The 12,073-nt window shown below is 50.7% G+C and carries 11 protein-coding genes; 9 read left to right on the top strand and 2 right to left on the bottom strand.

Going from position 1 to position 12,073, the window contains the following annotated elements:
• Window positions 1-13: 13 nt before the first annotated feature.
• Complete coding sequence (hdfR, locus tag RS889_RS00985; RefSeq protein ID WP_021013545.1) at window positions 14-841, bottom strand: HTH-type transcriptional regulator HdfR; 828 nt, start codon at window positions 839-841, stop codon at window positions 14-16.
• A gap of 120 nt (window positions 842-961) precedes the next feature.
• Between hdfR and RS889_RS00990 the strand changes: the two genes are divergently transcribed.
• A complete protein-coding gene (locus RS889_RS00990; protein WP_021013544.1) occupies window positions 962-1,300 on the top strand; it encodes a MaoP family protein in 339 nt (112 codons plus the stop codon).
• 61 nt (window positions 1,301-1,361) lie between these two features.
• Here RS889_RS00990 and RS889_RS00995 read toward each other — a convergent pair whose 3' ends face one another.
• A complete protein-coding gene (locus RS889_RS00995; RefSeq protein WP_021013543.1) occupies window positions 1,362-2,888 on the bottom strand; it encodes a YifB family Mg chelatase-like AAA ATPase in 1,527 nt (508 codons plus the stop codon).
• 352 nt (window positions 2,889-3,240) lie between these two features.
• Between RS889_RS00995 and RS889_RS01000 the strand changes: the two genes are divergently transcribed.
• From RS889_RS01000 to RS889_RS01035, 8 genes are all read left to right on the top strand, one after another.
• A complete protein-coding gene (locus RS889_RS01000; RefSeq protein ID WP_021013542.1) occupies window positions 3,241-4,464 on the top strand; it encodes an MFS transporter in 1,224 nt (407 codons plus the stop codon).
• A 132-nt stretch (window positions 4,465-4,596) separates the two neighbouring features.
• The gene (gene ilvL, locus RS889_RS01005; RefSeq protein WP_071790830.1) at window positions 4,597-4,695 is read left to right on the top strand and encodes an ilv operon leader peptide; all 99 of its coding nucleotides are present in this window, start codon (window positions 4,597-4,599) and stop codon (window positions 4,693-4,695) included.
• 139 nt (window positions 4,696-4,834) lie between these two features.
• Window positions 4,835-6,502: an acetolactate synthase 2 catalytic subunit gene (gene ilvG, locus RS889_RS01010; RefSeq protein WP_315709033.1), complete on the top strand. Its 1,668-nt coding sequence runs from the start codon at window positions 4,835-4,837 to the stop codon at window positions 6,500-6,502.
• A complete protein-coding gene (gene ilvM, locus RS889_RS01015) occupies window positions 6,499-6,756 on the top strand; it encodes an acetolactate synthase 2 small subunit (protein WP_021013540.1) in 258 nt (85 codons plus the stop codon). The genes ilvG and ilvM overlap by 4 nt, the downstream gene beginning before the upstream one ends.
• 24 nt (window positions 6,757-6,780) lie before the next feature.
• Window positions 6,781-7,707, top strand: a complete 927-nt coding sequence (locus tag RS889_RS01020; protein WP_021013539.1) for a branched-chain amino acid transaminase — start codon at window positions 6,781-6,783, stop codon at window positions 7,705-7,707.
• A gap of 74 nt (window positions 7,708-7,781) precedes the next feature.
• Window positions 7,782-9,632, top strand: coding sequence for a dihydroxy-acid dehydratase (gene ilvD / locus RS889_RS01025; RefSeq protein ID WP_315709034.1), 1,851 nt, complete (start codon window positions 7,782-7,784; stop codon window positions 9,630-9,632).
• Window positions 9,633-9,635: 3 nt separating this feature from the next.
• A complete protein-coding gene (gene ilvA, locus RS889_RS01030) occupies window positions 9,636-11,180 on the top strand; it encodes a threonine ammonia-lyase, biosynthetic (RefSeq protein WP_021013537.1) in 1,545 nt (514 codons plus the stop codon).
• Window positions 11,181-11,282: 102 nt separating this feature from the next.
• Entirely contained in the window at window positions 11,283-12,023 is a 741-nt protein-coding gene (locus RS889_RS01035; protein ID WP_315710865.1) for a DUF2461 domain-containing protein, read from the top strand.
• The last annotated feature ends 50 nt before the right edge of the window (window positions 12,024-12,073 follow it).

Genomic DNA, 12,073 nt, shown 5'->3' on the forward strand with positions numbered 1-12,073 from the left:
CCGCCCGTTAGCGCTAGGTAGTGATATCAATGGGGGTTTTTAAGAGCTGGCGTATTAACGCTTGTTGATCGCTGTTCTGTAGCCATACAGCATAAAAAGGGCGAGTGATGGCAGAGGTATCACCCACTGTATGTAACTCTGGATATTCCTGTGACCAGTGACTGGGCAGAAATGAGCACCCACCGATAGTGGATAGTAACTGACGGGTAAGGTGTGCTGATGTGGTTGTGAGGGTGGGGATCTGGTCGCTGAGTAAAAGCCGGCTTTCCTGTTGGTGAAAATCAGCTCCCCATTCCAGCTTGATGTAAGGCAACTCTTCTTTGGTTTCATTCCCTTTGACAGTAAACAACGAGAGCGAAAAATTGCCCAGTATCTGGCTGGCCAATTCCTCCATCTTGGGCGGTTCGGTGGTGATAAGCAGGTCCAGTTGACGTTCATGCAATTGTTTAACTAATGAGTGGCGAAGCGCTATACGTGCCTCCAACTGCAATAGTGGGCGCTGTTGATAGAGTGCTACTAACCATGGTGTTAGATAGGCCTCCCATAATGAGGCAGTCGCGCCGATTGATAATTGACTATGCTGCTGTGAACGGGCCACTTCTTTCTTAGCCAGTTGCCAGGTACCAATCAGGCTTTCGGCATAGGGCAGCAACCTCTCTCCTGCTGGTGTGAGTCGTATATTATTGCGATGGCGAGTGAACAAATTAGCACCAAGTTGGGTTTCAAGTTGGCGGATACGAAAACTGATTGCAGACTGCGTCAGATAGAGTGATTCTGCCGCTCGACCAAAATGTCTTGTCCGGCTAACTTCCAGGAAGGTTTTTAGTAATTCGGTGTCCATGCCTTTCTCCAAAAAAAATTTGTCGTGATGATTTAAATGTTTTGTTTTACAGAAAGTCAAGCCTATCTAATACTCCGCGCCATAAACGGCATGACCATATGAGAATTAGGAGCGTGTAAGATGGCAGAAAGCTTCTCAACAACCAGTCGTTTTTTTGATAACAAGTTTTATCCTCGAGGTTTTTCCCGGCATGGTGACTTTACGATAAAGGAAGCGCAACTGCTGGAGAAGTATGGTCACGCTCTTAACGAGCTTGATCTGGGTAAACGTCAGCCAGCGACGGAAGATGAGGTGAAATTTGTTGCGGTTTGCCGTGATGAACGTCAACCTGAAACTGAAATGGAAAAAATCTGGATGAAATATACGAATCGTATTCGTCGTCCAAAACGTTTCCATACGCTGTCTGGTGGTAAGCCTCAGATGGATGCGGTTGAAGAATATACTGAAAGCGATGATTGATGACCGTGGGGCGTAAGCCCCATTTCCATTTCTTCCCCCATAAGGCCCAGGGTGACATTTGTCATGCCAGACTTTTATGTAGCTGAATTAGTAACCTGTCCATACACCGATAGCTGAGTGCTTCAGCAAGGTGCCTACGCTCTATTTTTTCCGTGTCACTGAGATCGGCAATGGTACGGGCTACTTTCAGTATTCGGTGCCAGGCGCGGACTGAAAGTCCAAGTTTACTCATCACTTCTTCCAGATAAGCGGCGTCAACATCTGTTAAGCGACAGTGTTTTTCGATGTCAACTGGTTTCAGCAACGCATTGATCTTGCCGGTACGCTTTAATTGACGTTGTTGTGCCGACAGTACCCGCTCCTTGACTGTTGCGCTGCTTTCTCCGTTATTGGTTTGCTGGCGCAAAACGCCCGGTGGTAATAACGGCACTTCAATTGAAAGATCAAAACGATCCAAAAACGGGCCGGAGAGCCGGTTTAGATAGCGTAAAATCTGCTGGGCTGGCATGCGGTTATGAATGCCTTGATAATGCCCTGAGGGGCTGGGATTCATGGCGGCGATCAATTGGAACCGTGCCGGATAGCAAACTTTGGCTCGGGTGCGGGAGATGATAATTTCTCCTGATTCCAGCGGTTCACGTAGTGAATCCAGCACCCGGCGTTCAAATTCCGGTAATTCATCCAGAAACAGTACACCATTGTGTGCCAGTGATATTTCTCCCGGTTTAGGGAGTGCTCCCCCACCGACCAACGCCGTTATGGAGGCGGTATGATGAGGCGCTCGAAACGGTCTGGCGCGCCACTGAGACAATGTGGCATTAATATTGAGTAAACTGTTAATCGCAGCGCTTTCCAAAGCTTCGTCATCGGATAATGGTGGCATAAGCCCAGGCAGACGACTGGCGAGCATAGTCTTTCCGGTACCAGGTGGGCCCAGCAGCAACAGGTTATGCCCCCCAGCGGCGGCAATTTCCAGCGCTCGTTTGGCTTGTTCCTGCCCAATAATGTCTTTTAAATCGGCGGCGTGTGTTTCAGTGTGTTCTTCAGGTGGCATATTACCACCGGGGGATAATACATCTTCACCGTGTAGAAAGGCACAAACCTGTAGCAAGTGATTAGCCAGTAACGTCTCTCCTTGCGGGATCAGCGCCATTTCCAGTTTGTTATCTTCTGGGAGCATCAAACATCGACCTGCTTTTTGTGCTTCCAGTGCGGCGGGAATTGCGCCATTGACGCCGCGCAAGGTACCCGACAATCCCAATTCACCCAGAAATTCATATTTAGCCAACTGTTCTCCCGGGATTTGTTCAGAGGCTGCCAGAATAGCCAATGCGATAGGCAGATCGTAGCGGCCTCCTTCTTTCGGCAGGTCAGCGGGTGCAAGATTGACGGTGATACGTTTTGCCGGAAAGGCGAAACCACAATTGAGCAGTGCGCTGCGGACCCGATCCCTAGCCTCTTTTACGGTGGTTTCAGGCAGTCCCACTAATGTCAGGGCTGGTAAACCATTGCTGATGTGTACTTCGATAGAAACCTCGGGGGCCTGCATCCCTAGTGTTGCCCGTGTATATGTCACTGCCAGCGTCATGTTCTGCTCCTTCCTTTGACAGATATGATCATGCCTGTTCGGCCCATCCTCGGCACGGCGAGGTTTGCAGATATGCGAAACCCCTCGATGGAATAATTCCCTTTCTCAGCGGAAATTCAAAGAATTGCGTACTCCATCGCAGCGTTGTTAATACTGATTAACAACTGCAATTAATTTGCAACACATTCGATGGGGGATATCAGTTGCGATATTAAAACTGAAGGTGTATTTAACAATTATTTAAAATAATGTCCGCAATTTAAAAACATTACCTCATCGACTGCGGCGTCCTCCTGCCGTACAGCCTGTTTTCTGCCAACTTCGTACTCTACGATACGATAGGGAAATATCTATGTTTGGTTGGACTCCCCCGCAACGCAATACCGCGATTGCCAGTTTTCTGAGCTGGTCATTGGACGCGTTCGATTTTTTTATCCTGGTTTTCTTGCTTAGCGATATTGCTCACGCCTATCAGGTTGGTATGGAACAGGTGACGCTGGCTATATTGTTGACATTGGCTGTCAGGCCATTGGGGGCGTTGATTATTGGACGTCTGGCGGAGAAGTTTGGTCGTAAGCCGATTCTGATGCTTAACATTGTGCTGTTTTCTGTATTTGAGCTGTTGTCTGCCGTTGCTCCCTCACTGATGATATTCCTGCTGTTACGAGTTCTTTATGGCGTGGCGATGGGCGGGATCTGGGGTGTGGCTTCCTCACTGACAATGGAGACGATTCCTGATAAATCTCGGGGATTAATGTCCGGTATTTTTCAGGCGGGATATCCATTTGGTTATTTGTTGGCGGCGGTCGTCTATGGGACGCTGTTCGATGTGGTTGGTTGGCGTGGTATGTTCGTGATTGGTGCGGTACCTATCTTGTTATTGCCCTTCATTTACTTCTGCGTGGAAGAGTCCCCGGTCTGGCTGGCGGCCAGAGCGCGTAAGGAGAGTACCGCCTTACTGCCGGTATTGAAATCTCACTGGAAACTCTGTTTCTACCTGGTATTGCTGATGGCAGCATTTAATTTTTTCAGTCACGGCACACAGGATCTTTATCCAGCATTTTTGAAAATTCAGCATGGTTTTGATGCTAAAACCATCAGTATTATCGCTATTAGCTACAATATTGCTTCGATCATGGGGGGCGTCTTTTTTGGTACGCTATCGGAGCGTATCGGTCGTAAAAAAGCCATTATAACTGCGTCGCTGCTGGCATTACCGATTATTCCTCTCTGGGCATTTTCTCAGGGAGCCTGGATGTTGGGATTAGGCGCTTTCCTGATGCAGTTTATGGTTCAGGGGGCCTGGGGGGTTATCCCTACTTTCCTCAATGAACTGGTACCGAGCAATACCCGTGCGGTATTGCCCGGTTTTGTGTATCAACTGGGAAATTTGATTGCTTCCGTTAATGCCACGCTGCAGGCAATGATCGCTGAAACGCACAACCATAATTATGCACTGGCTATGGCGGCTATTGCCGGGGTGGTGGCTATCTTGATAGCTGTGCTGACGGCATTTGCCGGGAATGGGTCACTGCAGGAAAAAGGAAAGACCGGTTCAATGAATGTTAGTGTATGAATAGTAATAACTTTTACGTCTAATTATGCAAAACGGACAGAATACCTGCGAAAAAAAATGGTTGTCATACTATGACTTACTGTGGTAACTCTGTAGGTATTCGTTCGACAATAGATCAATGAACAACCTGAAATGAAAGCGTTCTCCCTAGTGATTAGCCTACTCGTGATTAGTGTGGTGGTGATTATTATCCCACCGTGCGGGGCTGCACTTGGACGAAGAATGGCTTAAAAATCAAGGCCGAATTCAAGAAAACCCCCGCACCGAAAGGTCGGGGGTTTTTTTATGCGGTCAGAAACCTAAACAAGGGAGCAGCTATGTTCAGCAGAATAAAGTCCTGTTATTCCCAAAAGACGTCGGGGAAATAACTATGAATGGGGCTCAGTGGGTGGTGCAAGCGTTGCGGGCACAGGGAGTGGATACGGTCTTCGGTTATCCTGGTGGCGCGATTATGCCAGTTTACGATGCACTGTATGATGGCGGCGTAGAACATGTGCTATGTCGCCATGAACAGGGTGCTGCCATGGCTGCGATTGGTTATGCCAGATCCACTGGGAAAGTTGGCGTTTGTATCGCCACATCCGGGCCGGGGGCGACTAACCTGATTACAGGACTGGCTGATGCCCTGCTGGATTCTATTCCTATCGTGGCTATCACCGGTCAGGTTGGTTCGGCATTGATAGGCACTGATGCTTTTCAGGAAATCGATGTTTTAGGGTTGTCGTTGGCCTGTACCAAACACAGTTTTCTGGTGGACTCGGTAGAGTCTTTACCGGAAGTTATGGCAGAGGCTTTTGCGGTAGCTAACAGTGGTCGTCCCGGCCCGGTATTGATTGATATCCCGAAAGACATTCAATTGGCGGAAGGTGAATTTAGCCCGTATTTCATATCGGTTGGCGAGCCGTCATCTTTCCCTGCACAGGCGGTTTCCCAAGCGTTTGACATGCTGACCCAGGCGAAAAAACCGGTGTTGTATGTGGGTGGCGGTGTGGGCATGGCCAGGGCCGTACCCGCGCTACGTGACTTTATTGCCACGACCCAGATGCCATCCGTGGTCACGCTGAAGGGACTGGGTGCGGTAGATCATTCACACCCTTACTATCTGGGTATGATTGGTATGCACGGTACCAAAGCGGCCAATCTGATGGTGCAACAGTGCGATCTGCTGGTAGCGATAGGTGTGCGTTTTGATGACCGTGTGACTGGCAAATTGAGCGCCTTCGCGCCTCATGCCAACGTGATTCATATGGATATCGACCCGGCAGAGCTGAATAAGTTGCGTCAGGCGCATGTTGCGTTGCAGGGGGACCTGAACTGTTTGTTGCCAGCCTTGCAGCAGCCGTTGCAGATTGATGAGTGGCGACAGCAGGCCATGATGATGAAAACGGAATATCCGTGGCGTTATGATCATCCGGGCCAGGCCATCTACGCTCCGGCACTGCTGAAAACCTTGTCTGAACGTATGGCACCGGAAACGGTGATCACGACCGATGTCGGGCAGCACCAGATGTGGTCGGCTCAGCATATGCAATTTACCCGTCCTGAAAATTTCATTACTTCCAGCGGGCTGGGCACGATGGGATTTGGTGTTCCTGCTGCGGTGGGCGCCCAGGTGGCGCGTCCGGATGATATGGTAATCTGCATTTCCGGTGATGGTTCGTTCATGATGAATGTGCAGGAGCTGGGTACCATCAAGCGAAAACGATTACCATTGAAAATCGTCCTGCTGGATAACCAGCGTTTAGGGATGGTTCGACAGTGGCAGCAACTGTTTTTTGATGAACGCTATAGTGAAACCAACCTCTCCGATAATCCTGATTTCCTGACGCTGGCAAGTGCCTTTGATATCCCAGGCCAGCGTATCACCCGCAAAGACCAGATAGATGCCGCGCTTGACGCCTTGTTGAACAGTGATGGACCATACTTGCTGCATGTTTCCATTGATGAGTATGAGAACGTCTGGCCTCTGGTGCCGCCTGGTGCCGGTAATGAAACGATGTTGGATAAAACAAAATCATGTCTGGAGAAAAACCAATGACACACCATCAGCTTTCAATTCAGGCCCGCTTTCGCCCCGAAATTCTGGAGCGTGTACTGCGGATTGCTCGTCATCGCGGCTTCCAGGTTTACGCCATGAATATGACGCAGGCTAACAGTTGCGATCACATTAATATTGAACTGACCGTTGCCAGTCAGAGATCAGTAGATTTATTGTCAACACAATTAAGTAAACTGCTGGATATTGCCTGTGTCGATATTCAGCCGATTTCATCACAACAAATTCGTGCCTGAGGGGCATCAAGAAGGAAAACAAGAATGACTAAAAAAGCTGACTATATCTGGTTCAACGGTGAAATGGTTCCCTGGGCTGAGGCCAAGGTTCATGTGATGTCTCATGCGCTGCATTACGGTACGTCGGTATTTGAAGGTGTCCGCTGCTACGATTCTCATCGTGGCCCGGTGGTGTTCCGTCACCGCGAGCATATGCAACGTCTGCATGATTCGGCCAAAATTTACCGCATGCCGTTGGCGCAAAGTGTGGATGAATTGATGGAAGCCTGTCGCGAAACGTTGCGCAGGAATAATCTGTCCAGTGCTTATATCCGTCCGCTGGTGTTTGTCGGTGATGTGGGGATGGGCGTGAATCCGCCGGAAGGCTATAAGACAGATGTGATTATTGCCGCATTTCCGTGGGGCGCTTATCTGGGTGAAGAAGCGCTTGATCAAGGGATTGACGCGATGGTGTCCTCCTGGAATCGCGCTGCTGCCAATACCATTCCGACGGCCGCTAAAGCTGGAGGCAACTATTTGTCCTCGTTGCTAGTGGGGAGTGAAGCCCGTCGTCATGGCTATCAGGAAGGGATTGCGCTGGATGTTCATGGCTATGTGTCTGAAGGTGCTGGTGAAAACCTGTTTGAAGTGAAAGATAATGTCCTTTTCACACCACCATTTACCTCTTCGGCGCTACCGGGGATTACCCGCGATGCGATTATCAAACTGGCGAAAGGTCTGGGTTTTGAAATCCGCGAACAGGTATTGTCTCGTGAATCGTTATATCTGGCTGATGAAGTGTTCATGTCCGGTACGGCGGCGGAAATTACCCCGGTACGTAGCGTGGATGGCATTCAGGTTGGTATCGGCAAATGCGGTCCGGTGACCAAGAAACTACAGCAGGCATTCTTTGGCCTGTTTACCGGCGAAACCGAAGATAAATGGGGCTGGCTTGATCCAGTAAATCGTTAATTAATCAACTTATTATTTTTCTCTGGTGATGCGTTCCGTCACCGGTTATCTGTTTAAACTGGAGTAACAAGAGTATGCCTAAGTACCGTTCAGCCACTACTACGCATGGTCGCAATATGGCTGGAGCGCGAGCCTTGTGGCGCGCTACAGGGATGACCGACGCTGATTTTGACAAGCCCATTATTGCGGTTGTGAACTCGTTCACTCAATTTGTCCCCGGGCACGTACATTTACGTGATCTGGGAAAGTTGGTCGCTGAGCAGATAGACGCAGCAGGCGGTGTCGCCAAAGAGTTCAACACCATTGCAGTGGATGACGGTATCGCCATGGGGCATGGTGGCATGCTCTATTCTCTGCCTTCTCGCGAGCTGATCGCCGATTCCGTGGAGTATATGGTGAACGCCCACTGCGCTGACGCTATGGTCTGTATCTCCAACTGTGACAAAATCACGCCGGGGATGTTGATGGCAGCACTGCGCCTCAATATTCCGGTCATTTTTGTTTCCGGCGGCCCAATGGAGGCCGGGAAAACCAAACTCTCAGATCAGATCATCAAGCTCGACCTGATTGACGCCATGATTCAGGGTGCCAATCCGAAAGTCAGCGATGAAGACAGTGCGCAGATTGAACGTTCGGCCTGTCCGACCTGCGGCTCCTGCTCCGGTATGTTTACCGCCAATTCTATGAACTGTCTGACGGAAGCTCTGGGCTTGTCACTGCCAGGCAATGGTTCACTACTGGCAACGCATGCGGATCGTAAGCAGCTGTTTATCAATGCGGGCTCACGTATTGTTGGCCTGGCCAAACGCTATTATGAGCAGGATGACGACAGCGTATTGCCGCGCAACATCGCCAACAAAGCCGCCTTTGAAAACGCCATGACGCTGGATATCGCCATGGGGGGTTCTACCAATACCGTTCTGCATCTGCTGGCTGCCGCACAGGAGGGCGAGGTGGATTTCAGCATGTCGGATATCGACCGCCTGTCCCGTCAGGTGCCGCACTTGTGTAAAGTAGCTCCCAGCATCCAGAAATATCATATGGAAGACGTCCATCGCGCGGGTGGCGTGATCGGTATTTTGGGCGAGTTGGATCGTGCAGGTTTGCTCAACCGTAATGTGAAAAATGTACTGGGCCTGACACTGCCGGAAACGCTGGCGAAATATGACGTTATGCTGACCCAGGATGCCGAAGTGAAGAAAATGTTTACTGCCGGTCCAGCGGGTATTCGTACCACCAAGGCGTTCTCGCAGGATTGTCGCTGGGATTCACTGGATACTGACCGTCAAGAAGGATGTATCCGTTCGCGTGAATTCGCCTACAGTCAGGATGGCGGTCTGGCGATACTGTACGGCAACATCGCTGAAGATGGCTGTATTGTGAAAACCGCCGGTGTTGATAAAGGTAATCTGGTGTTCCACGGTCCAGCCAAAGTGTATGAAAGTCAGGATGATGCGGTAGAAGCGATTCTGGGCAATAAAGTGGTTGCCGGTGATGTGGTGGTTATTCGTTATGAAGGGCCGAAAGGGGGGCCGGGTATGCAGGAAATGCTATACCCCACCAGCTTCCTGAAATCCATGGGATTGGGAAAGGCCTGCGCACTGATCACCGATGGCCGTTTTTCTGGCGGTACGTCCGGCTTGTCCATCGGCCATGCCTCTCCGGAGGCCGCGAGTGGCGGCGTCATCGCGCTGGTGCAAGAGGGTGACATGATTGCCATTGATATTCCGAACCGCAGTATTGTGCTGCAAGTATCTGACAGTGAGTTGGCAACACGCCGTGAGGCCGAACTGGCCCGTGGTGATGCCGCCTGGACACCGAAAAGTCGTGACCGTCAGGTATCTTTCGCACTGCGTGCATACGCCAGCCTGGCGACTAGCGCCGATAAAGGTGCTGTCCGCGATAAAAGTAAGCTGGGAGGCTAACTCATGGCTGTCTCACAACCGCTTCCTGCCGAGCCCTGTTGCGCTGAATATTTGCGGGCGATCTTGCGCGCGCCGGTATATGAGGTCGCACAGGTTACGCCGCTGGAGAAAATGGACAAACTCTCTGCCCGGCTGGGAAATATCATTCTGGTGAAACGAGAAGATCGTCAGGCTGTACACAGCTTTAAGCTGCGTGGCGCCTACGCGATGATGGCCGGGCTGAGTGATGAACAGAAATCCCATGGTGTGATCACCGCATCGGCAGGCAATCATGCACAGGGCGTGGCGCTTTCCGCCAATCGTCTGGGTATCAAAGCGCTGATTGTGATGCCGGTTGCTACGGCGGATATCAAAGTGGATGCCGTGCGCGGTTTTGGTGGGGAGGTGTTGTTGCACGGTGATAACTTTGATGAGGCGAAAGCCAGGGCCATTGAGTTGTCACAGCAGCAGAAAATGACTTTTGTGCCGCCATTTGATCATCCGGCAGTAATTGCCGGGCAGGGTACGCTGGCGATGGAACTGCTACAGCAGGACGCGCATCTCGATCGGGTATTTGTTCCGGTTGGTGGTGGTGGTCTGGCTGCTGGGGTTGCTGTGCTGATCAAACAGTTGATGCCGCAGATCAAGGTTATTGGCGTCGAGGCGGAAGATTCCGCCTGCCTGCGCGCAGCGTTGGATGCTGGTCGCCCGGTAGATTTGCCGCGTGTCGGCTTATTTGCCGAAGGTGTGGCGGTAAAACGTGTCGGCGATGAAACGTTCCGGTTGTGCCGTGAGTACCTGGATGATGTCATCACTGTTGACAGTGATGCCATCTGTGCGGCGGTTAAGGACTTGTTCGAGGATGTTCGCGCGGTAGCTGAGCCTTCCGGGGCATTGGCGCTAGCGGGCATGAAAAAATATATCCAGCAGCACCATATTCAGGGTGAACGGCTGGCGCATGTCCTTTCCGGCGCCAACGTGAATTTTCATGGACTGCGTTATGTTTCCGAACGCTGTGAACTGGGTGAGCAGCGTGAAGCACTGATGGCGGTCACCATTCCCGAGCAGAAAGGCAGTTTCCTCAAATTCTGCCAACTGCTGGGAGGGCGCTCTGTCACCGAGTTTAATTATCGCTATGCGGATGCGGATAACGCCTGCATTTTTGTGGGTGTACGTCTGACCCGCGGTAATGTTGAGCGTCAGGAAATCATTGCTGAGCTGTCGGCAGATGGCTACCAGGTAGTGGATCTTTCCGATGATGAAATGGCCAAGTTGCATGTGCGTTATATGGTCGGTGGTCGGCCTTCCAAACCGTTGCGGGAAAGATTGTACAGTTTTGAGTTTCCGGAATCGCCCGGAGCCTTGCTGAAATTCCTCAATACGCTGGGAACGTACTGGAATATTTCGTTGTTCCATTATCGCAGTCACGGTATGGACTTTGGCCGCGTACTGGCTGCCTTTGAGCTGACGGAACGCGATCCGGAGTTTGAGCAACATCTACAGGCACTGGGCTACGAATGTCATGATGAGACGCAGAATCCGGCATTCCGCTTTTTTCTGAAAGGGTGATGATTGCTGTTGCAATGTGCTGCGTCCGGTGGAGTTTATCCGCCGGGCGCGCTATCGTTTAGCGTGTTCTTTTACTCCTCCCGGTTTATGGATGATGACATCATGACGATACGCTTTGGCGGTTTTTCTCCGCAGGGGTTGATCTTTCTGCAACAGGTACGGCAGAAAAACAGCAAGGAATGGTTTGAGGAACATCGTTCGCTCTATGAGGAGACGCTGCTGACGCCGTTCCGTGCGCTGGTGGAATCACTGAGCATTACCATGCTACAGATTGACGATCATTTTGAAACTCGCCCGACGATAGGTAAAACCCTGTCCCGTATTCATCGCGATACCCGTTTTTCTCATGATAAATCCCGTTATCGAGACCGGATGTGGCTGACCTTTAAGCGTACCCAGAAAGACTGGACGGATGCGCCGGTCTATTTCTTTGAGATCACGCCGGACAGTTGGCGCTATGGTTTGGGTTACTACAGCGCCAGCCGTACCACCATGGAGTTGTTTCGCCAGACATTACGGGATAATCCGCAGGGATTTTTGGATATAGCGGCCTGTTTGGGTGATGAGTTTGTGCTGGAAGGGGAAAGCTATAAACGCCCGTTGATTAAAGATCAGCCCGTTGAGCTGGCCTACTGGTATAACCGTAAGTCGTTTGCCGCCATGGTAACACGACAGGATATGGAGCTTCTTTTTGACGGAGATCTGGCATCGGTGCTGGCAAGGGGATTTACCCGGCTGGAGCCGCTGTATCATTATCTGATGAAAATTGAAATCATGAAGAAGGCGGCTGAACCAGCAAATGTCAGCCCCGCCTTTCTGGATGACAAATGGTTCAGTCGTTGAGATTACTTGGTTTTAGCCATCAGATAATTAAATAGATAACTTTCGCCTTA

Origin of the sequence: Brenneria uluponensis (assembly GCF_032395385.1) — a bacterium.
Lineage (GTDB): Bacteria > Pseudomonadota > Gammaproteobacteria > Enterobacterales > Enterobacteriaceae > Prodigiosinella > Prodigiosinella aquatilis.